The following is a 23,460-nucleotide window of genomic DNA, read 5'->3' as shown; positions in this document are numbered from 1 at the left end:
GGCGCCTGAGCAGCTGCCCGTACGCTCACCGTCGCCCCGCCGACGGCCGGCTGCTCGACCCGGCCCCGGGCGGCGGCGTGAGCGAGCGTGCGCCGGCGGGTCACGGCCCGAAGATCTCCTCCACCAGGTCCTCGTCCGAGACGTGGTCCGGCGCGTCGAACACCACGTCCGCGACGCCCTTCAGGCCGATCCCGCGGTCCAGCGCGTCCATGCAGGCCCGGGCCTCCTCGTCGGTGGCGAAGTCCCAGACCCGCAGCCGCCGCACCAGGGCCAGCGCCTCCATCGGGCTGATCCTCGGCGCCCGGCGCCGGTGCGGGCTGCCCGCGGCCCTGCGGCCCGCACCGGCGAGCCGCTGCTGGTAGCCGGCCAGGTCCTGCCAGGCCTGGACGGTGCTCGGGTGGTGCTCGCCCAGCACCCGGGCGAGGTCGGGCAGCAGCCCGTGCAGCTCGAGCACGGCGCCCTGCAGGTCGTCCCGGTTGGCCCGGTGCACCGCGAGGTCGTGCCGGGCCTTCAGGACGCGGGTGTCGTGCGGGCCCCAGACGGCGTGCAAATCGGGCAGCAGCCCGCTCAGCAGCCGGATCGCGGTGACCGCCGCGCCGCTCTCGCCGACGCACCACACCAGGTGGTAGCGGGCGCCGAGGGTGTCGGGGTCGAGCGGGCCGAGCGCCGAGCGCATGTCGTCCACCACGCTGGTCAGCAGCCGGATCGCGCCGTCCAGGTCCCCGGCCCGGCTGAGGTACCAGGTGAAGTCCCGCCAGGTGCACAGGGTGTCCCGGTCGCTCGCGCCGAGCGCGGTCACGCACTCCTGGGCGACCGCCTGCAGCTGCATTGCCGACTCCCCGGCCGTCGCCGCCCGGTACGCGGCCGACCGCCGCTCGCGCAGCGCGGCCCGTACGGCGTCGGGCGGCGGCGCGGCGAGCACCGGCGGCGTGGTCAGCGGCGACAGCACCGACGGAGCCGCGCCCGGCACGACGGGCGGTGCGGCGGGCGGGGCGGACGGGGGTGCGGCGGGCGGCGCAACCGGGGGCACGACGGGCGGAGCGGTCGGCACGGGCGGCACCACCGGCCCCACCGCGACCGGCACGGGCGGCACCACGGCGACCGGCCCAACCGGCTCAGCCACAGGCGCAGCCGCAGCCACGGCCCGGTCCACCACCGTCGGCACCGCCACCACCGCGCCCGCCCCGCCACCCGGCGCCGCGGCCAGTTCCGCCAGCCGCCGCTCGACGGTCCGGGCATCCGCCGGCCGGTCCGCCGGGTCCTTCGCCAGCAGCTCCGCGACCAGCCCGGCCACCTGCGGCGGCAGCCCGAACTGCGCCGGGTCCAGCGCCGGGGGCGCCTCGTTGAGGTGCTGGTACATCAGCACCGGCGTCGAGTCCCCGCCGAACGGCCGTGCCCCGGTGAAGAGTTCGACCAGTACGCAGCCGAGCGCGTACAGGTCCGCCCGGCCGTCCACCCGGCCGCCGGTCCACCGCTCGGGCGCCATGTACGCCGGGCTGCCGACGATCGTCCCGGTGGTGGTCAGCCCGCCGGCGCCGGCGTCCAGCTGGGCGATGCCGAAGTCCAGCACCTTGAGGTGCCCGGCGTCGGTGATCATCACGTTGTCCGGCTTGATGTCCCGGTGCACCATGCCCGCGTCGTGCGCGGCCGCCAGCGCGCCGCTGATCTGCCGCCCCCAACGCAGGCTGAGCGCGGGTTCGGGCAGCCCCTCGCGCAGCACCTCGGTCAGGGTGCGGCCGGTGAGCAGCTCCATCACCAGGAAGGTGACCTCCCGGTCGCCGACCTCGCACTGGCCGAGGTCGTGCACGGTGACGATGTGCGGGTGCGACAGGTTGCCGGCCGCGCAGGCCTCCCGCACGAACCGCAGGGCCGCCTTCGCCTGGTCCCCGCCGTGGTGCCCGATGACCTTGACCGCCACCGGCCGCCGCATCCGGGTGTCCTGGGCCCGCCACACCACTCCGAACCCGCCCTGACCGAGCTTCTCCACCAGCTCGTACCGGCCGTCCAGGACGTCACCCACGCGCACGCGCCCCTCCCCCATCCGCCATGACGGACAGGACTCTACCGACGCCGTCCACCGCCCCTCCCCCCGCCCACGGCCAGGTGGAAGGATGGACACCGAGCCCCGCGACGGAGCGGCGGCCCCGGCGGTACGGCCGGATCCAGCAGAGCCGAGGAGACCGGTCATGGCCAAGCAGGCCCCGCAGAGCGACCCGGCGCAGGACGCCCCCGAGGTGTCCGCGCCCCAGCACGCGGCCGCCGGGCTGCCCGCCGTCGGCCACAGCCTGCGGATGGCCGCCGAGCAGATGGGCGCCCGCCGCACCCTCGCCACCCTGCTCAAGGTCAACCAGCCGAACGGCTTCGACTGCCCGGGCTGCGCCTGGCCGGAGCCGGACAAGACGCACACCGCCGAGTTCTGCGAGAACGGCGCCAAGGCCGTCGCCGAGGAGGCCACCGAGCGCCGGATCCGCGCCGAGTTCTTCGCCGCCCACCCGGTCGCCGACCTGGCCGAGCGCTCCGGCTACTGGCTCGGCCAGCAGGGCCGGCTCACCCAGCCGATGCTGCTCGACGAGGGCGCCACCCACTACACGCCGGTCTCCTGGGACGACGCCTTCGCGCTGATCGCCGAGGAGCTGCGCGCCCTGGACACCCCGGACGGCGCCGCCTTCTACACCTCCGGCCGCACCAGCAACGAGGCCGCGTTCGCGTACCAGCTGTTCGCCCGCCGGCTCGGCACCAACAACCTGCCGGACTGCTCCAACATGTGCCACGAGTCCTCCGGCTCGGCGCTCACCGAGACGCTCGGCGTCGGCAAGGGCAGCGTCAGCCTCAAGGACCTCTACCAGGCCGACCTGATCATCGTGGCCGGCCAGAATCCGGGCACCAACCACCCCCGGATGCTCTCCGCCCTGGAGCGCGCCAAGCGGGCCGGCGCCACCATCGTCAGCGTGAACCCGCTGCCGGAGGCGGGCCTGGAGCGGTTCAAGAACCCGCAGAACGCCCGGGGCCTGGTCGGCCACGGCACCAAGCTGACCGACCTCTTCCTGCAGATCCGCCTCGGCGGCGACCTCGCGCTGTTCCGCGCGCTCAACCGGATCGTCGTGGAGCAGGACGGCGTCGACGAGGCCTTCGTCGCCGAACACTGCCACGGCTTTGAGGAGTTCGAGGCCCAGGCCCGGAAGACCGACCGGGACGAGGTGCTCGCCGCGACCGGCCTGCCCTGGGAGCAGATCGAGGAGCTCGGCCGCCTGGTGCTGAGCTCGAAGAAGATCATCGTCTGCTGGGCGATGGGCCTCACCCAGCACAAGCACGCCGTCCCCACCATCCGCGAGGTGGTCAACTTCCTGCTGCTGCGCGGCAACGTCGGCCGTCCCGGCGCCGGGGTCTGCCCGGTGCGCGGGCACAGCAACGTCCAGGGCGACCGGACGATGGGCATCTTCGAGCGCCCGAGCAAGGCCTTCCTCGACGCGCTGGAGAACGAGTTCGGCTTCGAGCCGCCGCGCGAGCACGGTCTCGACTCGGTGGACACCATCCGCGCGATGCGCGACGGCAAGGTCAAGGTCTTCTTCGCGATGGGCGGCAACTTCGTCGCGGCCACCCCGGACACCGAGGTCACCGAGGCCGCGATGCGCCGCTGCCGGCTGACCGTCCACGTCTCCACCAAGCTCAACCGCTCGCACGTGGTCACCGGCGCCCGCGCCCTGATCCTGCCCACCCTCGGACGCACCGACCGGGACGTCACCGGCGCCGGCGCCCAGTTCGTCAGCGTCGAGGACTCGATGGGCCAGGTCCACGCCTCCCGCGGCGGCCTGCGCCCGCCCGCGCCCGGCCTGCTCTCCGAGACCGCGATCGTCTGCCGCCTCGCCCGCACCGTCCTCGGCCCGCGGGACACCGTGCCGTGGGAGGACTTCGCCACCGACTACGACACCCTGCGCGCCCGGATCGCCCGCGTCGTCCCGGGCTTCACGGACTACAACGAGAAGGTCCGCCGCCCCGGCGGCTTCACCCTCCCGCACGGCCCCCGCGACTCGCGCACCTTCCCCACCGCGACCGGCAAGGCCAACTTCACCGTCAACCCGCTGACCGCCCCCGAGGTCCCGCCGGGCCGTCTCCTCCTGCAGACCCTGCGCTCCCACGACCAGTACAACACCACCATCTACGGCCTCGACGACCGCTACCGCGGCATCAAGGGCGGTCGCCGCGTGGTCCTGGTCAACCCCGCCGACGCCGCCGAACTGGGCCTCACCGAAGGCCGATACGTCGACCTGGTCAGCGAGTGGAAGGACGGCGTCGAACGCCGCGCCCCGCACTTCCGTGTCGTCCACTACCCCGTCGCCCGTGGCGGAGCGGCGGCCTACTACCCGGAGACCAACGTCCTGGTCCCGCTGGACTCCACCGCCGACATCAGCAACACCCCGACCTCCAAGGCCGTCGTCATCCGCTTCGCCCCCGACACCGGCGAGTAACCCCGCCGAACGACAGGAAGGCCGCCCCACGTCATCGGACGTCGGGCGGCCTTCCTGTCGGGCCTGTCGGGCCTGTCGGGCCTGTCGGGCAGCCGGGTCAGTGCGTCGGCGTGCCGAGCGGCAGCGTCGCGGTGGCGCTGCCCGGGGCGGAGGCGGTGGCCGAGCCCGTCTTGCTCGGGGTGCCGGTCGGGGTGCCCGTTCCGGTCGGGGTGGGCGTGGCCGGGGTGCCGGTCGGCGTCCCGGTCGGGGTGCCGGTGGGGGTCTGCGTCGGAGTCGGCGTGCCGGTGCCCGACGGCGTCCCCGGCTCGGTCGGGGCGCCGGTCCCGCCCGGGGTGGTCGGCGTGGTCGGTGTGGTGGGCGTGCCGGTGGGCTCGCCCGGGGTGACCGGCGGCGGGGTCGGGCCGCCGGTCGGCGGCGGAGTCGGCGCGGGCTTGGCCGGGCTCGGCGCGATCGGCGTCACGGAGTCCCAGCCGGCCGGCAGGTCGGGCACCTTCCAGACGCCGCCCGCGTCGTCCGCGGCACCGGACGGGTCCGGCCGGACGGCCCCGAGGATCGCCATCGAGCCGATCGGCGACACCTTGATGAACGCCCCCGGCCGCGGCGCCTGCACGATCAGCCCGCCGCCGATGTACATCCCGACGTGCGAGGCGTCCTGGAAGTAGACCACCAGGTCACCGGGCCGCAGCTGGTTCAGCGGCACGTGCGGCAGCTGCGCCCACTGCTCCTGGCTGGTGCGCGGGATCGGCTTCCCGGCGTGCAGCCAGGCCTGCGAGGTGAGGCCGGAGCAGTCGAAGGAGTCCGGTCCGATGCCGCCCCACAGGTACGGCTTGCCGACCTGCGCCAGCGCGAAGGCCACCGCTGCGCGCCCTTGCTGCGAGGGGGTGCGCTCTCCCTTGCCGAGGGCTCCGGAGGCGAGGAAGGCGAGCTGCGCTTCGTCGGCCTTCGCCTTCTCCAGCTGCTCCAGCTCGGTCCGCTGCGCGCCGGTCAGCGAGGAGACCACCTGCTCGACCGAGGCGAGGTCGGCGGCCACCTTGGCCTTGGCGGCGTCCTGCTGGGCGACCAGGGTCTGGGAGGTCTTGAGCGCTTCCTCGGTCTGCTTCTTCAGCCCGTCGAGCGCGTCCCGGTCGCTCTTGAGCCGGTCCAGGAACTCCGACTGCGAGCGGCTGGCGGTGGCGAGCAACTCGGCGATGGTGACGGCCTCGTACGGGTCCTTGGCGAGCAGCAGTTCGGCGTACGCGGAGCTGGCGCCGTTGCGGTACTGCGCGGCGGCGAGCTGGGAGGCGAGGTCGGTGCCGGCGTCGACCTGGGTCTGCTGGCGGTCCAGCCGGCCCTGCAGGTCGGTGAGCGCGGCCTGCTGTTCGGCGATCTTGGCCACCGTGCCGTTGTACTGCTCGGTGGCGGCCTCGGCGCTCTGGTAGAGCGTGTGCAGCTGGTCGAGCAGCGGGCCGAGGGTGGCCTTGGCGGCGGCGAGCGGGTCGGAGCCGGCGACGACCGTGCCGCTCCCCGGGTCGGGTGCCGCCCAGGCGGCGCCGGCGGCGGCGGGCAGGGCGAGTGCGGCTGCCGCGAGGACGGCTCCGCAGCGCAGGGCCGCCCGCACCCAGGGGCGTACGCCTGCCGTCTCCGTTCGCTGTACAGCCCCGCCCATGGGTTGGTCCTCCCCGCCCCGCGCCCTGTCCCGGCCTCCCGGATCCCGCAGATCCTCCCACGGGTTACTCGTCGGAAACAGGGCGCACGCGGACTGGGAGGTTAATTCTCGATTGATGTGTGAGACAGCTCTCAGCAAACCCGGTCGAACCGGGGTGTTCTTCGCCAATGCCCAGTTCAGCGGCGCCGAAGTCACCCTGTAGAAAGCTTCTGATCACCATCAGTCAACCATCGGAACCACGAGTCCCGGCTCAGTTAACCTTCCGTTTACCAAGTAGACCTACGGTCGCGAACGTCACCAACGTCCGTGCGACAACTACGACGATTGTTTGGGTATGGAACACATCTCGTTCCTGGTAGCCGTTGTGATCATCACGGCGCTCGCCTTCGACTTCACCAACGGGTTCCACGACACCGCCAACGCGGCCGCCACCGCGATCGCGACCGGGGCCCTTCGTCCGAAGGTCGCGGTCACCATCGCGGCCGTGCTCAACTTCGCGGGCGCGTTCCTGTCCGTGAAGGTCGCCACCACCATCTCTGGCGGCATCGTCAACGAGAAGGCCGGGGTCCACCCCGAGATCATCTTCGCCGCACTGGCCGGAGCGATCCTGTGGAACCTGCTGACCTGGCTGCGCGGCCTGCCGTCCAGTTCCTCGCACGCGTTGTACGGCGGCCTGATCGGCGCCACGATCGTCGGCGTCGGCATGAACGGCGTCAACTTCGACACCGTGGTCACCAAGATCATCATCCCGGCGGTCGCCTCCCCGTTCGTCGCCGGCCTGGCCTCCTGGGGCGCCACCAAGCTGGCCTACGCGATCACCCGCAAGGGCAACGCCGCGGCCACCGAGAAGGGCTTCAAGACCGGCCAGATCTTCTCGTCCTCGCTGATCTCGCTGGCGCACGGCACCAATGACGCCCAGAAGACGATGGGCATCATCACCCTGACCCTGGTCTCGGTCGGCGCCCTGCCGCACGGCGCGCTGCCCCCGACCTGGGTGATCGTCTCCGCGGGTGCCGCGATCGCGCTCGGCACCTACATGGGCGGCTGGCGGATCATCCGCTCGATGGGCAAGGGCCTGGCCGACATCCGGCCGCCGCAGGGCTTCGCCTCCGAGTCGGCCGCCGCGACCGTCATCCTGACGTCCTCGCACATGGGCTTCGGCCTCTCCACCACCCAGGTCTGCTCCGGCGGCATCATGGGCGCCGGCCTCGGCGGCCCGAAGGGCGAGCTGCGCTGGAGCATGGTCCGCCGCATGGTCTACACCTGGGGCCTGACCCTGCCGGCCGCCGGCCTGGTCTCCGGCGGCGCGGCCCTGCTGGCCCGTCAGGGCAGCTGGGGCGTCGCCGTGGTCGGCGCCGCGCTGGTGGCCGGCTCGGGCGCGATGTGGCTGCTCTCCCGCCGCCAGCCGGTCGGCGCGGACAACGTCAACGACGTCACGCCGGTCGAGGTCCCCACCGTGGCGACCACGAACGTCCCCACCCCCGCCTCGACCACGGTCGCGGCCTGAGCGCCGCCGGCTGAGGAGCACTCACCATGCACATCAAGTGGAACGCCCTGGCCCAGACCGCCGGTTTCAGCTTCGGCATCACCGTCGCCGTGGTCGCCGTCTTCGCGCTCGGCATCCTGGCGCTGTCCCGCCGCGAGGCCGCGCTGAGCACCGCCCGTGACGGCGGCGCCCCGGCCTCGGGCGGCGGCAAGCTGGCCCTGGCCGGCGCGTACGCCTGCTTCGCGGTCTGCGCCGCGGCCGTCGGCTACGGACTGATGCTGATCGCCGGCCACTAGCGGCCGTACGAAGCCCGACGCAACGGGCCGGGGAGTGCCTGCGCACTCCCCGGCCCGTTCGCGTATCCCGACTGCCGGTCGGCTGTCCCGCCGCAGGTCCTCCTGGCCGGTCAGTTCTCCTGGGTGGTCTTCAGCACGGTCTCCCGGATGAACAGCACGGTGACGAAGGCCAGTGCCGCGAAGGGGGCGGCCCACAGGAAGACGGTTCCGACGCCGTGGCCGAAGGCGTCCGTGACCAGCGGGACGATCGGGGCCGGCAGCTTGTGCAGGTCCGGGATGCCGCCACCGGCCGCCGCGTGTCCGGCAGGGATGTGCGCGGCGGCCAGGTTCTCCGCCAGGTAGTGGCCGACCTTGTTCGTCATCAGCGCGCCCAGCGCGGAGACGCCCATCGCGCCGCCCATGGTGCGGAAGAAGGTGACCACCGAGCTGGCCGCGCCGAGTTCGTGCCGGGGCACCGTGTTCTGCACCGCGAGCACCAGGTTCTGGCTGGTCAGGCCGAGGCCGACGCCGGTGATCGCCATGTAGACGGAGAGCAGCACGTAGTCGGTGTCGGCCCGGGCGGTGCCGAGCAGGCCGAAGCCGACCGCGAGCAGCGCGGTGCCGGCGACCAGGTAGGCCTTCCACTTGCCGTACTTGGTGATGAGCCGGCCGGCCACGGCGGAGGAGACCGCCAGGCCGAGGATCATCGGCAGGGTCATCAGGCCGGCCATGGTCGGGGACTTGGCGCGGGCCAGCTGGAAGTACTGGCTGAGGAAAGTGGTCGCGCCGTACATCCCGACGCCGACCAGCACGCTGGCGATGGCGGCCAGGGTGACGGTGCGGTACCTGAAGAGGTCCGGCGGGATGATCGGCTCGGCGGCGCGGCGCTCGACCACGATGGCCAGCGCGCCCAGCAGCAGGCCGCCGCCGACCATGGCCGCGGTCTGCCAGGACAGCCAGGCGTAGTTCTTGCCGGCCAGCGTGATCCAGATCATCAGGAGGCTGACCGCGGCGGTGATGACCAGCGCGCCGAGGTAGTCGATCTTCGCCTTGCGCTTGACCACCGGCAGCTTGAGGGTGCGCTGGACCACCAGGATCGCGGCCAGCGCGAACGGGATGCCGACGTAGAAGCACCAGCGCCAGCCCAGCCAGGAGGTGTCCACGATGACGCCGCCGATCAGCGGGCCGCCGATGGTGGCGAGCGCGAAGACCGCACCGAAGTAGCCGCTGTACCGGCCGCGCTCGCGCGGCGGGACCATCGCGGCCAGGCAGATCTGGCCCAGCGCGACGACACCGCCCGCGCCGACGCCCTGCAGCGCGCGGCAGGCGATCAGTTCACCGGTGTTCTGCGAGAGCCCGGCCAGCGCGGAGGTCGCGATGTAGATCAGCAGGGCGATCTGCAGCAGCAGCTTCTTGCTGGCGAGGTCGGAGAGCTTGCCCCAGATCGGGGTGGAGGCGGTGAGGGTGAGCAGGGCCGCGGTGATCACCCAGGTGTAGGCGGACTGGCCGCCGTGCAGGTCGGCCAGGATGTGCGGCAGGGCGTTGGAGACGACGGTCGAGGAGAGCACGGCCACGAAGAGGCCGAGCAGCAGGCCGGAGAGCGCCTCCATCACCTGCCGGTGGGTCATCTGTTGGTTGTCGGCGGCGGCGGCGGTGCCGCTCGCGGCCTCGGTGGTCACGGTCATCTGGGTCCTTCGGCGCAGGCGTGCGGGATACGCGCATCATGAAACTTCGTTGCCTTAAGCAACCATAGGCCTAAATGGTTGAATTAGGCAACTTTCCTCAAGGTCGAGTAAAGGCCCGCACCGCGGGCCCCGGTCACACCCTCGCAGCCGCCCGACTCAGCGGGCACCCGGCTCAGCGGGCACCCGGCTCAATCGGCCGCCGGCTCCCCCAGGACGTCGTTGAAGCGGTGCAGCAGTTCCCCGAAGCGGACCACGTCCTCCGGCGACCAGCCGCCCATCACCTCGCGCACCCGTCGCATCCGGACGTCCCGGGCGGCCAGGAAGCGCCGTCGCCCGTCCTCGGTCAGCGACACCAGCGCGGCCCGGCGGTCCAGCGGGTCCGCCTCCCGGGCCACCAGGCCGAGTTCCTCCAACGCGCGGATCTGCCGGCTCACCGTCGCCTTGCCCACCGCGAAGTGCACGCCGACGTCGGTCACCCGGACCCGGCCGGCCTGCTCGATGTAGCCGAGCATGCTGTACGCCATGCCCTCCAGTCCGGGGTGCACCCGGCGTGAGAGTTCGGCCACTCCGGCCCGGCCCCGCCGGAACATCAGCGCGACCTCGCGCTCCACCGCCACCAGGGCTTCCTCGTCGCTCACCGCGCCAGTATCGCCCAGCGGCACCGGCCGGAATCCGACACGGGAGGTACGACAACCCAACTACTTCATGGTATGAAGTATTGGTTCTGGAAGATCCGTTTTTCCCCGATACGCAAGGAGATGTGGATGGCAGCCCCAGGGCAGGGTTTCGTCGCCGAACTGAAGAGCGCGGTCACCCCGCGCGCGGCACTGCTCGTGATCGGAGTGCTGCTGCTCCAGCTCGGCTTCATCACCTCCTACATCGGGGCGCTGCACAAGCCCGCCCCGCACAACCTCTCCATCGCGGTGGTCGCCCCGCCGCAGGTCGCCCCCAAGCTGATCGGGGCACTGGAGGGGGTCCCGAACGACGCCGTCAAGGCCGTCACCGCGCCGGACGCCGAGACCGCGACCGCGCAGATCAAGGACCAGAAGATCTACGCCGCGTGGGTCGTGAACCCGAACGGCACCGAGGACACCCTGCTGGTCGGCGGCGCCCGCGGTCCGTCCGCGGCCAAGGCCGCCGAGAGCATCACCACCGCGATCGACCAGACCCAGGGCCGTACGGTCAAGGTCCAGGACGTCGTGCCGCTCGCCAAGGGCGACACCAACGGCCTCTCCTCCTTCTACCTGGTGATCGGCTGGTGCGTCGGCGGCTACCTGGTCGCCTCGATCCTCGGCATCAGCGCCGGCTCCAAGCCGGCCAACGCGAACCGCCTGCTGATCCGCCTGGGCGTCCTGGCGCTCTACTCGATCGCGGCCGGCATCGGCGGCACGGTCATCGCCGGACCGGTGCTGGACGCGCTGCCCGGCTCGATCCTCTCCCTGTCCGCCATCGGCGCCCTGGTGGTCTTCTCGGTCGGCGCCTTCACCATGGCGCTGCAGTGCCTGTTCGGGATCATCGGCATCGGCCTCGCGGTGCTGGTCTTCGTCGTCCTGGGCAACCCGAGCGCGGGCGGCGTCTACCCGGCACCGATGATGCCGCCGTTCTGGCGGGCCATCGGCTCGGTGATCCCGAACGGCGCCGGCACCGGCGCCACCAAGTCGATCGCCTACTTCGGCTCGACCAACCTGGGGATGCCGATCCTGGTCCTGGTGCTCTGGGCGCTGGTCGGCATCGGCATCGCCTTCCTGGCCGTCCTGCGCGGCCCCCGCGCCGAGCAGCGCGAGCCCGCCGCCGCGGAGGCCTGACGCCACCGAGGCCCGGTCCTCCCCCACCGCACCGAGCCCCCGGCCCCACCGGCCGGGGGCTCGGCCCGTTCCGGCACCGGGGCTCCGGGCACCGGGCACCGGGCACCGGGGCGCGGCCCGTTCCGGGCGGGTGGTCCCAGCCGGGGGTCAGCCGCCCGCGAGCAGCCCCGGGTCGGCGACGACGGCGCGGACGACGCGCACCGCCGCGCCCAGCAGCGGGCCGCGGCGGCCCAGCCGGGAGACGGTCAGCCGGTCCTCGGCCCACGGCCGGACGGTGACCCGGGCAACCAGTTCGGCGCGCATGGCGGGGAGCAGCCAGGGTGCCAGCCGGGCGTAGCCGCCGCCCAGCACGACCTCGGCCGGGTCCAGCAGGTTGACCGCGCCGGCGGCCGCGATGCCGAGCGCCGACCCGGCGCCGGCCAGGGCCGCGCGGGCCGGTTCCTCGCCGGCCTCGGCGCGGTCGGCGAGCAGCGTCACCCAGTCGCCCCGGGCGCCGGTCAGGCCGGCCGCCCGCAGCACCGCCGCCTCGCCCGCGTACTGCTCCAGGCAGCCGTGCGCCCCGCAGGCGCAGCGGCGGCCCGCGGGGTGGACCGGCACGTGGCCGAACTCGCCCGCGTGGCCGCGCGCGCCGCGCAGCAGGCGCCCGCCGACGATGATCGCCGCGCCGACCCCGGCCTCGGCGGAGACGTACAGGAAGTCCTCCGCCCCGTCGCCCAGCCAGTGCTCGGCCAGTCCGCCGAGGTTGGCCTCGTTGTCGGCCTCGACCGGCAGCTCGGCCAGGCCGTCGGCGGCCGGTCGCAGCGCGGCGCGCAGTTCGGCGGCCAGCGGGACGTCCTGCCAGCCCAGGTTGGCGGCCCGCTGCAGCACCGCGCCGGATTCGCCGACCAGGCCGGGGACGGCCAGGGTGAGTCCGGCCGGGCGCAGGCCCGCCTCGGTGACGGCCGAGCGCAGCAGCCGGGCGAGGTCGGCCATGACGGCGGCGGGTGCCCGGCCGTGGTTGGAGATCTCCTGACGCCGAACGGCGCGGACCTCCCCGCGCAGGTCGACCACGCAGGCGCCCAGGTGCCGGACACCGATCTCGGCGCCGAGGCCGCCGGGCCCGAGCGGGTTGAGTCCGAGCGCGGTGCCGGGGCGGCCGACCTTGCCGCTGGGTGCGGCGGGGCCCTCCTCGACCACCAGGCCGCCGGCGATCAGCTGTTCGGCGAGCGAGGAGACCGCGGCCCTGGTCAGTCCGGTCTCGGCGGCCACTTCGGCGCGCGAGCGCGGGCCGCTCGCGATCACTCCGAGCACCAGGGCCAGGTTGGCCCGGCGCATGCCCTGCTGGCTGGCGGGCCCGGTCCGGACACCGTCCGGTTCGTGCATCAGGCTCACCTCGCCCCTTACGGCACATCCCGTGGCATCTCGGGTGCAGCGTAACCGGCTTCCGGGGGCACCGCCCTCACCAGAGCGGCCTCGGCCCCGGGGTGCTCGGCGGGGTGCTCGGCGAGCCGGGTGAAGACCCACCGCTGCATCGCCCAGAAGCGGAACAGCATCGCGACGAAGGTGCCGACGACCATGCCGCTGAGGAAGTCCGCGACCTCCTGGGCGAAGGAGCTGATGTACGGCTCGCGCAGGTCCAGGACGTAGCGGGAGATCGCCAGCGGTACGTCGTTGACGCCGATCGCCACCACGCTGACCAGGAAGAACAGCAGGGCCTCACGCTGCCGGCCGCCGGCCCGGAAGGCCCAGCTGCGGTTCAGCACGTACGAGACGACGGTGGCGATCACGGTCGCGACGGTCAGCGCGATCACCGGCTTGTGCTGCAGCACGGTGAACTTGAGCTGGAGGTTGATCGCCATGGTGAGCACGAAGCAGGAGCCCCCGACCAGCAGGAACTTCACCAGCCGGCGGTGCCGCACCAGGAAGGGGCGCAGCCGGTCCGGCACCCGGGCCAGCGCGCGCTGCGTGGGGGACGGCATCTCCGCAGTCTCGCACGCGGAGATGCCGTCGGCCCCTCGGACCAGCGGTTCGCCGATCAGACGGCGACCAGCACCTCGGCCGGCTCCAGCGCCAGCTTCAGCACCTCGCGGACGTCCGCCACCGGGTGGACCGTGAGCCGCTCCAGCACCTCGGCCGGGACGTCGTCCAGGTCGGCCTCGTTGCGCTTGGGGATGATCACCGTGGTGACCCCGGCTCGGTCGGCGGCGAGCAGCTTCTGCTTCACCCCGCCGATCGGCAGAACCCGCCCGGTCAGCGACACCTCGCCGGTCATCGCCACGTCGGTGCGCACCTTGCGGCCGGAGAGCAGCGAGGCCAGCGCCGTGGTCATGGTGATGCCGGCGCTCGGCCCGTCCTTGGGGACGGCTCCGGCCGGGACGTGCAGGTGCACGCCGCGGTCGCGCAGCGAGGTGACCGGCAGTTCCAGCTCGGCGCCGCGCGAGCGCAGGAAGGAGAGCGCGATGTGCGCGGACTCCTTCATCACGTCGCCCAGCTGCCCGGTGAGGGTCAGCCCGGTGCCGCCGGTCTCGGCGTCGGCCAGCGAGGCCTCGATATAGAGGACGTCGCCGCCGGCGCCGGTCACCGCGAGGCCGGTGGCCACGCCGGGGACGGCGGTGCGGCGCTCGGCCGGTTCCTGGGCGGACTCCGGCACGTGGTGCGGGCGTCCGATCAGGGCGCGCAGGTCCGCCGCGCCGACCGTGGCGGGCAGCTCGCGCTCGCCCAGCTCGGCCTGTGCGGCGATCTTGCGCAGCACCCGGGCGATCGAGCGCTCCAGGGTCCGGACGCCGGCCTCGCGGGTGTACTCCCCGGCGAGCTTGCGCAGCGCGGTCTCGTCCACGCTGACCTGCTCGCCGCCGAGGCCGGCCTTCTCCAGCTGGCGCGGGAGCAGGTGGTCGCGGGCGATGACGACCTTCTCGTCCTCGGTGTAGCCGTCCAGCCGGACCAGCTCCATCCGGTCGAGCAGCGGCTCGGGGATGGCTTCCAGCACGTTGGCGGTGGCGAGGAAGACGACGTCGGAGAGGTCGAGCTCGACCTCCAGGTAGTGGTCCCGGAAGGTGTGGTTCTGCGCCGGGTCCAGCACCTCCAGCAGGGCGGCGGCCGGGTCGCCGCGGTAGTCGGAGCCGACCTTGTCGATCTCGTCGAGCAGGACGACCGGGTTCATCGAGCCGGCCTCCTTGATCGCCCGCACCACCCGGCCGGGCAGCGCGCCGACGTAGGTGCGCCGGTGGCCGCGGATCTCGGCCTCGTCCCGGACGCCGCCGAGCGCGACCCGGACGAACGAGCGGCCCATGGCACGGGCCACCGACTCGCCGAGCGAGGTCTTGCCGACGCCGGGCGGGCCGACCAGCGCGAGCACCGCGCCTCCTCGGCGGCCGCCGATCAGGCCGAGCCCCTGGTCTGCCCGGCGCTTGCGGACGGCGAGGTACTCGACGATGCGCTCCTTCACGTCGGCCAGGCCGGCGTGGTCGGCGTCCAGCACCGCGCGGGCGCCGGCGATGTCGTAGGCGTCCTCGCTCCGCTCGTTCCAGGGCAGTTCCAGGACGGTGTCCAGCCAGGTGCGGATCCAGGAGCCCTCGGGGGACTGGTCGGACGCGCGCTCCAGCTTGTCGACCTCCTTGAGCGCGGCCTCGCGGACCTTCTCGGGCAGGTCGGCGGCCTCGACCCGGGCGCGGTAGTCGCCCTCCTCGTCGGCCGCTTCGCCGTTCAGCTCGGCCAGCTCCTTGCGGACGGCGTCCAGCTGGCGGCGGAGCAGGAACTCCTTCTGCTGCTTGGCCACGCCCTCCTCGACGTCCTTGCGGATGGTGTCGTTGACCTCCTCCTCGGCGAGGTGGTCGCGCAGCAGGGTCAGCGCGTACTCCAGGCGGGCGACCTGGTCGGCCTCCAGCAGCACCTTGAGCTTCTGCTCGGCGGTGGCGAAGGACGCGTAGCCGATGTTGTCGGCGAGTTCGCCGACGCCCTCGATCTGCGCCACCCGGTCCACGATCTGCCAGGCGCCGCGCTTGCGCAGCCACTGGGTGGACAGCGCCTTGTACTCCTTGACCAGCTCGGCGGCCCGGCCGGCCACCGGGGTGCCCACCGAGGACTCCCGGAACGGCGTGGTCTCCACCCAGAGGGCGGCGCCGGGGCCGGTGGTGCCGACGCCGATCCGGACCCGGCGCACGGCGCGCACCAGCGCGGCAGGCTGCCCGATCGTGCCCGGGCCATCGGCCAGCCGGCCGACCTGTTCCACGGTGGCCAGCGTGCCGACCGCCGCGTACGAGCCGTCCACCCGCGGGACCAGCAGGACCTGTGGCTTGGTGCCGCCGGCGGCCGCGGCCCGGGCGGCCTCGACCGCTGCGCGGACCTCGGTGTCCTTCAGGTCCAGCGGGACGACCATGCCCGGCAGGACGACCTCGTCGTCCAGCGGCAGCACGGGCAGGGTGAGCGGAGTGGACGTCGATGCCATGGTCTCTCCCCAGTCAGTGAAGTTGAGTCGACCTGACTAAGGCCTGGCGGGCGCCGGATGTTCCCCGGACTTCGTTCGCCGTGAGCGAACACGATCCGGCCGGGAAGGCCCGCGGACGGGGCCGCGGGCGGGCCGTCAAAAGAACGTGAAAAGAGCGCTGAGTGATTCCTGGGAAACCCTCGGCACGCGAAGGGAGCGTCAAGCACGGAGAGCCCGGAGAAACCCGCGGAGCCCGCGGAGCCCGCGGAGCCCGCGGAGCCCGGAGCGGACTTCGGCGCGCGGACCTCAGCGCACGGCCCGCACGGGGGCCCCGCCGCGCGCGGGCGCGGGCACGGCGCCGCCGACCGTCGCCGCGGCCGGACGGAGCCGGGGCGGGCGCCGCTCGGTGCGGCGCAGCCAGCGCCACAGCGCCACCCCGGTGAGTACCGCCGCCGGGTGCCCCACCGCGGTGACGACGTCCTTGTCGGAGGCGATCTGCTCGGCGATCATCAGCCCGGCGCCGCCCAGCGCGAGCAGCCGCCCGCGCCAGGAGAGCAGCCCGGCCACCGCGCCCAGGCAGGCGAGCACGCCGTAGCTGACCCCGATGTCCAGGTGGTCCATCACCTCGGGCGCCATCCGCCCGGTCTCCACCGCGATGATCACCACGCCCTGGGAGAGCAGGGTGGCCGCGACGTGGCCGACCGCGAAGACCGCCGCCGCCCGGGCGGACCCGACCTTGCGCTCCAGTGGCGCGAGGGTGAACGCGAATCCCCAGAGATAGGGCATCCACACCTCGCCGGCCACCCAGAAACCACTCAGGACCAGGGCACGCAAAGGGTGCTGCAGCAGGTTGTGGCCGTCCGAGCTGGAAGCTTCCTGCAGTCGCTGCACGAGTTCCGGATCGGCGAATTTCGCGAAGGTCGTGGTGGCGCCCACGACCGCGAGGTATCCGAGCGTGAAGGGGTTGCGCCGGGGCGTGGGAACGCGGTCCAGCAGCCATTGGACGGCGCCGGCGCGCAGGCCGTGCCGGAGCATTCCGTACGGCGCTCCCGCGGGCACGCGCCCGTCGGCACCCTGCCGCAGTCCCGCCATGCCGCCTCCGCTCCACACCCGCAGCCACCGGCTCCCGCCCGGTGCCCAACGTACCGGCGCGCACCACGGATTCCGCCCGGTCGGGTGTTGTCGTGCCCACGGTACGTCGAGGTTCTGGGAGGCACCTGGGAAAAGCCGGTGAAGACCGTCGCCGCAGCGGAGTGCCGGATTCCAGGCATTGGTCCAGACCTTCTCCCGATTAACGCGTCAGTAGGGCCTCTGACCGGCGACTTGATGTCAACTCGACTGCATACGTACCGTTACGCAGTGAAAAATCGCCGGGTAAGGTATCGGCCCGTGCCCACTCGTGCAGTGGGTCCGCGGGCGGCCGGAACGGCCGGCCCACGGGCCGGAAACGTCCGGTCCACCTGCCGGAAAGCATCCGCTGTCCGTACGCTGCGAAGTGCGCGGGAGAAGTGGGCGGCCGACAAATCCGTCCTCGCCTCCCGATCACGCAACGGGACGGCGGACCCGGCACAGTCCACGACGGAACAAGACTACGAGCGGAGCCCCGCCATCCCCACAGGTGGCCGGCCCGCAGCCCTGGGGGCGGTGGCGTGACCGTGACAGAAATTCAGCAGGACAACCACACCGGCGGCACGGTGAGCAGCCAACGCAGAGTGCTGGTGGTGGAGGACGAGCCGACGATCGCCGAGTCGATCGCGGCCCGACTGGGTGCGGAGGGCTTCAAGGTCGCCGTGGCCCACGACGGCCCCGGCGCGGTCGACGGCTTCCACACCTGGCAGCCGGACCTTGTCGTCCTCGACATCATGCTGCCCGGCTTCGACGGCCTGGAGGTGTGCCGCCGGATCCAGGCCCAACGCCCGGTCCCGGTACTGATGCTGACCGCGCGCGACGACGAGACGGACCTGCTGGTCGGCCTCGGCGTCGGTGCGGACGACTACATGACCAAGCCGTTCTCGATGCGCGAACTGGCCGCCCGGGTCAACGTGCTGCTGCGCCGCGTCGAGCGCGCCCAGCAGGCCGCCCGGACACCCGCGCTCGGCAGCCTGCGCTTCGGTGAACTGGAGATCGACCACGTGCAGCGCCGGGTCCGGCTGGCCTCGGGCGACGTCCACCTGACGCCGACCGAGTTCGACCTGCTCGCCTGCCTGGCCGCCCAGCCGCGCGCGGTGCTCACCCGCGAGCAGCTGCTGGCCGAGGTCTGGGACTGGACCGACGCGTCCGGCACCCGCACCGTGGACAGCCACGTCAAGGCACTGCGCCGGAAGATCGGCGCCAGCTGGATCCGCACCGTGCACGGTGTCGGGTACGCACTGGAGGCCCCGCTCTCCTGACGGCGAGCCTCGGGCGACGGGCCACCGGGGGGCCCGTGTCCCGATCGACGCCGTGCCACCACGCGGGGGACACACGCGGGACCACAGGGACCAATGACCTTTCCACAGCAACGCAACGGGGAATCCGACGGCGCGCGGCCGCAGCCGCTGGCCGTCCGTGCCGCCCGCCGGGTCTGGGCCGACATCCGGCCGCTCGACCCGGTCCGCTCGATCAAGGGCAAACTCGCCCTGCTCGTGATCGTCTCCGTGTTCCTGGCCACCGGGATGGTGGTCGTGGCGATCAGGTCCGAGACCCAGATCCGGATCATCATGGTCTTCTCCATGATCGCCTCGCTGCTCTTCATGCAGTTCCTCGCGCACGGGCTGACCGCCCCCCTGCGCGAGATGACGGACGCCGCCCGCGCGATGGCCTCCGGCGACTACAGCCGCCGGGTCGAGGTGAGCTCGCGCGACGAGATCGGCGAACTGGCGGCCGCCTTCAACGGGATGGCCGCCGACCTGGAGGCCGCCGACCAGCACCGCCGCGAGCTGGTCGCCAACGTCTCGCACGAGCTGCGCACGCCGATCGCCGCGCTGCGCGCCGTCCTGGAGAACGTGGTCGACGGCGTCGTCCAGCCCAATCCGGCGACCCTGGGGGCCGCGCTGGAGCAGACCGAGCGGCTCGGCCGCCTGGTCACCCACCTGCTCGACCTCTCCAAGATCGACGGCGGCGTGGTCGACCTGGACGCCCGCCCCTTCGAGGTGCGCGAGTTCCTGGACGGCGTGCTGCGCGGGGTCACCGTGGACGGCGCGACGGCGGGCGGGGCCTTCTCCCGGCGCGGGGACGTCCGGCTGGCCCTGGAGGTCAGTCCGGCCGGCCTGACCGGCGTGGCGGACCCGGAACGGCTCCACCAGGTGGTCGCCAACCTGGTCGACAACGCCTGCAAGCACTCGCCGCCCGGCGGCACCGTGACGGTGCGCGCGCGCCCCGGCGGCGAGGACGGCGCCCTGCTGCTGGAGGTCCAGGACGAGGGCCCGGGCATCCCCCTGGCCGACCGCACCCGGGTCTTCGAGCGGTTCAGCCGCAGCGGCACCGCGACCGCGTCCGGAGCGGGCGCGGACGGCGGCACCGGCCTGGGCCTGGCCATCGCCCGCTGGGCGGTGGAGCTGCACGGCGGACGGATCGCGGTGGCCGAGTCGCCGAGCGGCTGCCGGATCGAGGTCCGCCTGCCCGGGCAGCGTCAGGACGACGGCCGGGACATTTGTCACAGATCCGACACAGACGCATACGAAGATCGTTAGAGGATTTCCGCAGGTCTTTGTCCGGTTTCATCCGGATATAGACGCAGTTCGGGGCCGATCGCTTCCCTGCAGATACGGCTTTCTAACGCACTTTTTCAGCCAAAGTGCAGGTCAGGACTGTGATCTGGACGACGCCTGGCCCCCGGGGACTGCGCGATCACCGGTCAGGGGCGTAGCCTTAATCCCCGCTGTCCAAACATCCCAAAAGGAAGCGGAAGAGGGCGGTTGCCGCCGTGTCGCCACAGTCCCCTGAAACCCCCAACAGCTCGGCTAGCTCCACAGGCTTCGGCCCCAATGAGTGGCTCGTCGACGAGATCTACCAGCAGTACCTCCAGGACCCGAACTCGGTCGACCGAGCCTGGTGGGACTTTTTCGCCGACTACAAGCCCGGTACCGAGGTGACCCCAGTGACCCAGGCCGCGACCCAGGCCGGCCCCACGCCGACCCCTGCCGCTGCCCCCGCGCCCGCCGCCGCTGCTCCGGCCGCGACCGCCCCCGCCGCACCGGCCGCCCAGGCCGCTCCGGCGCCGGCTGCCGCCCCGCTCGCCGCCGCGCCCGCCGCGCCCCCGGCTCCGAAGGCCGCCGCCCCGGCCGCGGCCGCGCCCGCCGCCACCGCCGGACCCGAACTGGTCCAGCTGCGCGGCCCGGCGAAGGCCGTCGCCACCAACATGGACGCCTCGCTGGAGGTGCCGACCGCCACCTCGGTCCGCGCCGTGCCGGCGAAGCTGTTGATCGACAACCGCATCGTCATCAACAACCACCTGCAGCGCGCCCGCGGTGGCAAGGTCTCCTTCACCCACCTGATCGGTTACGCCCTGGTCCAGGCCATCAAGGCCGCCCCGGGCATGAACCACAGCTACAAGGTGGAGGACGGCAAGGCCTTCCTGGTCAAGCCGGAGCACGTCAACCTCGGCCTGGCCATCGACCTGGTCAAGCCGAACGGCGACCGCCAGCTCGTCGTCGCGGCCATCAAGAAGGCCGAGACGCTCGACTTCTTCGGCTTCTGGCAGGCCTACGAGGACATCGTCCGCCGGGCCCGCGCCAACAAGCTGACCATGGACGACTTCACCGGCGTCACGGTCTCGCTGACCAACCCCGGCGGCATCGGCACCGTGCACTCCGTGCCGCGCCTGATGCAGAACCAGGGCACCATCGTCGGCGTCGGCGCCATGGAGTACCCGGCCGAGTTCCAGGGCTCCGCCCCGGAGACCCTGTCCCGCCTGGGCGTCTCCAAGATCATGACGCTGACCTCGACCTACGACCACCGCGTCATCCAGGGCGCGGCGTCCGGCGAGTTCCTGCGCGAGATCCACCGTCTGCTGCTCGGCGAGAACGGCTTCTACGACGAGATCTTCGAGTCGCTGCGGATCCCGTACGAGCCGGTCCGCTGGGCCACCGACGTCGCCACCACCCACGACGACGAGGTCAACAAGACCGCGCGCGTCATGGAGCTGATCCACTCCTACCGGGTCCGCGGTCACCTGATGGCCGACACCGACCCGCTGGAGTACAAGCAGCGCAAGCACCCCGACCTGGACGTCACCACGCACGGCCTCACCCTGTGGGACCTGGAGCGCGAGTTCGCGGTCGGCGGCTTCGGCGGCCAGAAGATGATGAAGCTCCGCGACATCCTCGGCCTGCTGCGCAACACGTACTGCCGCACCGTCGGCATCGAGTACATGCACATCCAGGACCCGAAGCAGCGCAAGTGGCTGCAGGACCGCCTGGAGAAGCCGTACTCGAAGCCCGAGCGCGAGGAGCAGCTGCGGATCCTGCGCCGGCTGAACTCGGCCGAGGCGTTCGAGACCTTCCTGCAGACCAAGTACGTCGGGCAGAAGCGCTTCTCGCTGGAGGGCGGTGAGTCGCTGATCGCGCTGCTGGACGCGACCATCGACGCCGCCGCCGAGCACCGCATCGACGAGGCCGTCATCGGGATGGCCCACCGCGGCCGCCTGAACGTGCTGGCCAACATCGTCGGCAAGCCGTACGGCAAGATCTTCGGCGAGTTCGAGGGCAACCTCGACCCGAAGTCGATGCACGGCTCCGGCGACGTCAAGTACCACCTGGGCGCCGAGGGCACCTTCACCGGCCTGGACGGCGAGACCATCAAGGTCTCGCTCGCCGCGAACCCCTCCCACCTGGAGGCCGTGGACCCGGTCGTCGAGGGCATCGCCCGCGCCAAGCAGGACATCCTGGACCAGGGCGGCACCACCTTCCCGGTGCTGCCGATCCAGATCCACGGCGACGCGGCCTTCGCCGGCCAGGGCGTCGTCGCGGAGACCCTGAACATGTCGCAGCTGCGCGGCTACCGCACCGGCGGCACCGTGCACGTCGTGGTGAACAACCAGGTCGGCTTCACCGCCGCCCCGGCGTCCTCGCGCTCCTCGATGTACTGCACCGACGTGGCCCGCATGATCGAGGCCCCGATCTTCCACGTGAACGGCGACGACCCGGAGGCCGTGGTCCGCGTCGCGCGGCTCGCCTTCGAGTTCCGCCAGGAGTTCCACAAGGACGTGGTGATCGACCTCATCTGCTACCGCCGCCGCGGTCACAACGAGGCCGACAACCCGTCGTTCACCCAGCCGCTGATGTACGACCTGATCGACAAGAAGCGCTCGGTGCGCAAGCTGTACACCGAGGGCCTGATCGGTCGCGGCGACATCACCATGGAAGAGGCGGAGCAGGCGCTCCAGGACTTCCAGGGCCAGCTGGAGAAGGTCTTCGCCGAGGTCCGCGACGCGGCCCAGGCGCCGGCCGACGCCACCGCCGGCAAGCCGGTCGCCGACTTCCCGGTCTCCATCCAGACCGGCATCTCCCAGGAGATGGTCAAGCGGATCGCCGCCTCCCAGGTCAACCACCCGGACTGGCTGACGGTCCACCCGCGTCTGCTGCCGCAGCTGCAGCGCCGCGCCGGCTCGGTCGAGGACAACACCATCGACTGGGCGATGGGCGAGACCCTCGCCATCGGCTCGCTGCTCATGGAGGGCCACCCGGTCCGCCTGGCCGGCCAGGACAGCCGCCGTGGCACCTTCGGCCAGCGGCACGCCGTCCTGATCGACCGCAAGACCGGCGAGGACTACACCCCGCTGCAGTACCTCACCGAGGACCAGGCCCGCTACACCGTCTACGACAGCCTGCTGTCGGAGTACGCGGCCATGGGCTTCGAGTACGGCTACTCGCTGACCCGCCCGAACGCGCTGGTCATGTGGGAGGCGCAGTTCGGCGACTTCGTCAACGGCGCGCAGACCATGGTGGACGAGTACATCGCCTCCGCCGAGCAGAAGTGGGGCCAGCACTCCGGCGTCACCCTGCTGCTGCCGCACGGCTACGAGGGCCAGGGCCCGGACCACTCGTCCGCCCGCCCGGAGCGCTTCCTGCAGATGTGCGCGCAGGACAACATGACGGTCGCCATGCCGACCCTGCCGTCGAACTACTTCCACCTGCTGCGCTGGCAGGCGCACAACCCGCACCACAAGCCGCTGGTCGTCTTCACCCCGAAGTCGATGCTGCGTCTGAAGGCCGCGGCGAGTGCGACCGAGGAGTTCCTGTCCGGCTCGTTCCGCCCGGTCATCGGCGACACCACCGTCGACCCGGCGCAGGTCCGCAAGGTGGTCATCACCGCCGGCAAGTTCTACTACGACCTGGAGGCGGCCCGCACCGAGCGCGGCGTCACCGACACCGCGATCGTCCGGGTCGAGCGGCTCTACCCGCTGCCGGTGGCCGAGCTCCAGGAGGAGCTGGCCCGCTACGGCGACAACGTCCAGTTCGTCTGGGCGCAGGAGGAGCCGGACAACCAGGGTGCCTGGCCGTTCATCGCGATGAACCTGGTCGACCACCTGCAGGTCGCCATCGGCCGCAGCGCCGGCGGCTCCCGCCTGCGCCGCGTCGCCCGCACGACGGCCTCGTCCCCGGCGGTCGGCTCGGCCAAGCGGCACATCGCCGAGCAGCAGGCGCTGATCGAAGAGGTCTTCTCGCTCTGACGCCCTGAGGCTCCGGTGCCCTGACGCACCGAAACGACGCGGCCC

Annotated in this window: 15 protein-coding genes; 7 read left to right on the top strand and 8 right to left on the bottom strand. The window is 72.5% G+C overall.

The features are described from left to right. Positions 1 to 100 precede the first annotated feature (100 nt). Positions 101 to 2,026, bottom strand: coding sequence for a serine/threonine-protein kinase (locus ACZ52R_RS20760; protein ID WP_465661146.1), 1,926 nt, complete (start codon positions 2,024 to 2,026; stop codon positions 101 to 103). Positions 2,027 to 2,186: 160 nt separating this feature from the next. Between ACZ52R_RS20760 and ACZ52R_RS20755 the strand changes: the two genes are divergently transcribed. Then, complete coding sequence (locus ACZ52R_RS20755) at positions 2,187 to 4,466, top strand: FdhF/YdeP family oxidoreductase (protein ID WP_465617603.1); 2,280 nt, start codon at positions 2,187 to 2,189, stop codon at positions 4,464 to 4,466. A gap of 97 nt (positions 4,467 to 4,563) precedes the next feature. Here the strand turns inward: ACZ52R_RS20755 and ACZ52R_RS20750 are convergent, their stop codons facing one another. After that, positions 4,564 to 6,111 (bottom strand): C40 family peptidase, encoded by a 1,548-nt coding sequence (locus tag ACZ52R_RS20750; RefSeq protein WP_465753864.1) that lies wholly within the window; start codon positions 6,109 to 6,111, stop codon positions 4,564 to 4,566. Between the two features lie 334 nt (positions 6,112 to 6,445). On the opposite strand from ACZ52R_RS20750, the gene ACZ52R_RS20745 reads away from it, so the two are divergent. Beyond that, positions 6,446 to 7,618 carry an inorganic phosphate transporter gene (locus ACZ52R_RS20745; protein ID WP_360498574.1) on the top strand — a complete coding sequence of 391 codons (1,173 nt, stop codon included), beginning with the start codon at positions 6,446 to 6,448 and terminating at the stop codon, positions 7,616 to 7,618. A 26-nt stretch (positions 7,619 to 7,644) separates the two neighbouring features. Next, on the top strand, positions 7,645 to 7,893 hold the full coding sequence (locus ACZ52R_RS20740) for a hypothetical protein (RefSeq protein WP_360498572.1): 249 nt from the start codon (positions 7,645 to 7,647) through the stop codon (positions 7,891 to 7,893). A gap of 110 nt (positions 7,894 to 8,003) precedes the next feature. Here ACZ52R_RS20740 and ACZ52R_RS20735 read toward each other — a convergent pair whose 3' ends face one another. Then, positions 8,004 to 9,500 (bottom strand): MDR family MFS transporter, encoded by a 1,497-nt coding sequence (locus tag ACZ52R_RS20735; protein WP_465617780.1) that lies wholly within the window; start codon positions 9,498 to 9,500, stop codon positions 8,004 to 8,006. 245 nt (positions 9,501 to 9,745) lie between these two features. Next, positions 9,746 to 10,195: a MarR family winged helix-turn-helix transcriptional regulator gene (locus tag ACZ52R_RS20730; protein WP_465617599.1), complete on the bottom strand. Its 450-nt coding sequence runs from the start codon at positions 10,193 to 10,195 to the stop codon at positions 9,746 to 9,748. 126 nt (positions 10,196 to 10,321) lie between these two features. Here ACZ52R_RS20730 and ACZ52R_RS20725 point away from each other — a divergent pair, with 126 nt between their 5' ends. After that, positions 10,322 to 11,362, top strand: coding sequence for an ABC transporter permease (locus ACZ52R_RS20725; protein ID WP_465617598.1), 1,041 nt, complete (start codon positions 10,322 to 10,324; stop codon positions 11,360 to 11,362). A 147-nt stretch (positions 11,363 to 11,509) separates the two neighbouring features. On the opposite strand, the gene ACZ52R_RS20720 is transcribed toward ACZ52R_RS20725, so the two are convergent. The 4 genes from ACZ52R_RS20720 to ACZ52R_RS20705 all read right to left on the bottom strand — a co-directional run bounded on the left by ACZ52R_RS20720 (position 11,510) and on the right by ACZ52R_RS20705 (position 16,856). After that, a complete protein-coding gene (locus ACZ52R_RS20720) occupies positions 11,510 to 12,724 on the bottom strand; it encodes an ROK family transcriptional regulator (protein ID WP_465753863.1) in 1,215 nt (404 codons plus the stop codon). 17 nt (positions 12,725 to 12,741) lie between these two features. After that, entirely contained in the window at positions 12,742 to 13,320 is a 579-nt protein-coding gene (locus tag ACZ52R_RS20715) for a GtrA family protein (protein WP_465753862.1), read from the bottom strand. Between the two features lie 56 nt (positions 13,321 to 13,376). Then, entirely contained in the window at positions 13,377 to 15,785 is a 2,409-nt protein-coding gene (gene lon, locus ACZ52R_RS20710; protein ID WP_465753861.1) for an endopeptidase La, read from the bottom strand. A 285-nt stretch (positions 15,786 to 16,070) separates the two neighbouring features. Further along, positions 16,071 to 16,856: a rhomboid-like protein gene (locus ACZ52R_RS20705; RefSeq protein ID WP_465617590.1), complete on the bottom strand. Its 786-nt coding sequence runs from the start codon at positions 16,854 to 16,856 to the stop codon at positions 16,071 to 16,073. A gap of 563 nt (positions 16,857 to 17,419) precedes the next feature. Between ACZ52R_RS20705 and ACZ52R_RS20700 the strand changes: the two genes are divergently transcribed. The 3 genes from ACZ52R_RS20700 (at position 17,420) to ACZ52R_RS20690 (ending at position 23,415) form a co-directional block, all read left to right on the top strand. Further along, entirely contained in the window at positions 17,420 to 18,154 is a 735-nt protein-coding gene (locus ACZ52R_RS20700; protein ID WP_360498557.1) for a response regulator transcription factor, read from the top strand. Positions 18,155 to 18,247: 93 nt separating this feature from the next. Then, positions 18,248 to 19,435, top strand: a complete 1,188-nt coding sequence (locus ACZ52R_RS20695; protein ID WP_360498556.1) for a sensor histidine kinase — start codon at positions 18,248 to 18,250, stop codon at positions 19,433 to 19,435. 233 nt (positions 19,436 to 19,668) lie between these two features. Next, positions 19,669 to 23,415, top strand: a complete 3,747-nt coding sequence (locus ACZ52R_RS20690) for a multifunctional oxoglutarate decarboxylase/oxoglutarate dehydrogenase thiamine pyrophosphate-binding subunit/dihydrolipoyllysine-residue succinyltransferase subunit (protein WP_465617588.1) — start codon at positions 19,669 to 19,671, stop codon at positions 23,413 to 23,415. Positions 23,416 to 23,460 lie beyond the last annotated feature (45 nt).

The organism is Kitasatospora sp. NPDC034023, assembly GCF_055575795.1.
This window is presented reverse-complemented; position numbering and strand designations above follow the sequence as displayed.

Coding starts and splice junctions, on each gene's coding strand:
- ACZ52R_RS20755 (WP_465617603.1), top strand. CDS start 2,187: ATGGCCAAGCAGGCCCCGCAGAGCGACCCGGCGCAGGACGCCCCCGAG.
- ACZ52R_RS20750 (WP_465753864.1), bottom strand. CDS start 6,111: ATGGGCGGGGCTGTACAGCGAACGGAGACGGCAGGCGTACGCCCCTGG.
- ACZ52R_RS20745 (WP_360498574.1), top strand. CDS start 6,446: ATGGAACACATCTCGTTCCTGGTAGCCGTTGTGATCATCACGGCGCTC.
- ACZ52R_RS20740 (WP_360498572.1), top strand. CDS start 7,645: ATGCACATCAAGTGGAACGCCCTGGCCCAGACCGCCGGTTTCAGCTTC.
- ACZ52R_RS20735 (WP_465617780.1), bottom strand. CDS start 9,500: ATGACCCACCGGCAGGTGATGGAGGCGCTCTCCGGCCTGCTGCTCGGC.
- ACZ52R_RS20725 (WP_465617598.1), top strand. CDS start 10,322: ATGGCAGCCCCAGGGCAGGGTTTCGTCGCCGAACTGAAGAGCGCGGTC.
- ACZ52R_RS20720 (WP_465753863.1), bottom strand. CDS start 12,724: ATGCACGAACCGGACGGTGTCCGGACCGGGCCCGCCAGCCAGCAGGGC.
- ACZ52R_RS20715 (WP_465753862.1), bottom strand. CDS start 13,320: ATGCCGTCCCCCACGCAGCGCGCGCTGGCCCGGGTGCCGGACCGGCTG.
- lon (WP_465753861.1), bottom strand. CDS start 15,785: ATGGCATCGACGTCCACTCCGCTCACCCTGCCCGTGCTGCCGCTGGAC.
- ACZ52R_RS20705 (WP_465617590.1), bottom strand. CDS start 16,856: ATGGCGGGACTGCGGCAGGGTGCCGACGGGCGCGTGCCCGCGGGAGCG.
- ACZ52R_RS20695 (WP_360498556.1), top strand. CDS start 18,248: ATGACCTTTCCACAGCAACGCAACGGGGAATCCGACGGCGCGCGGCCG.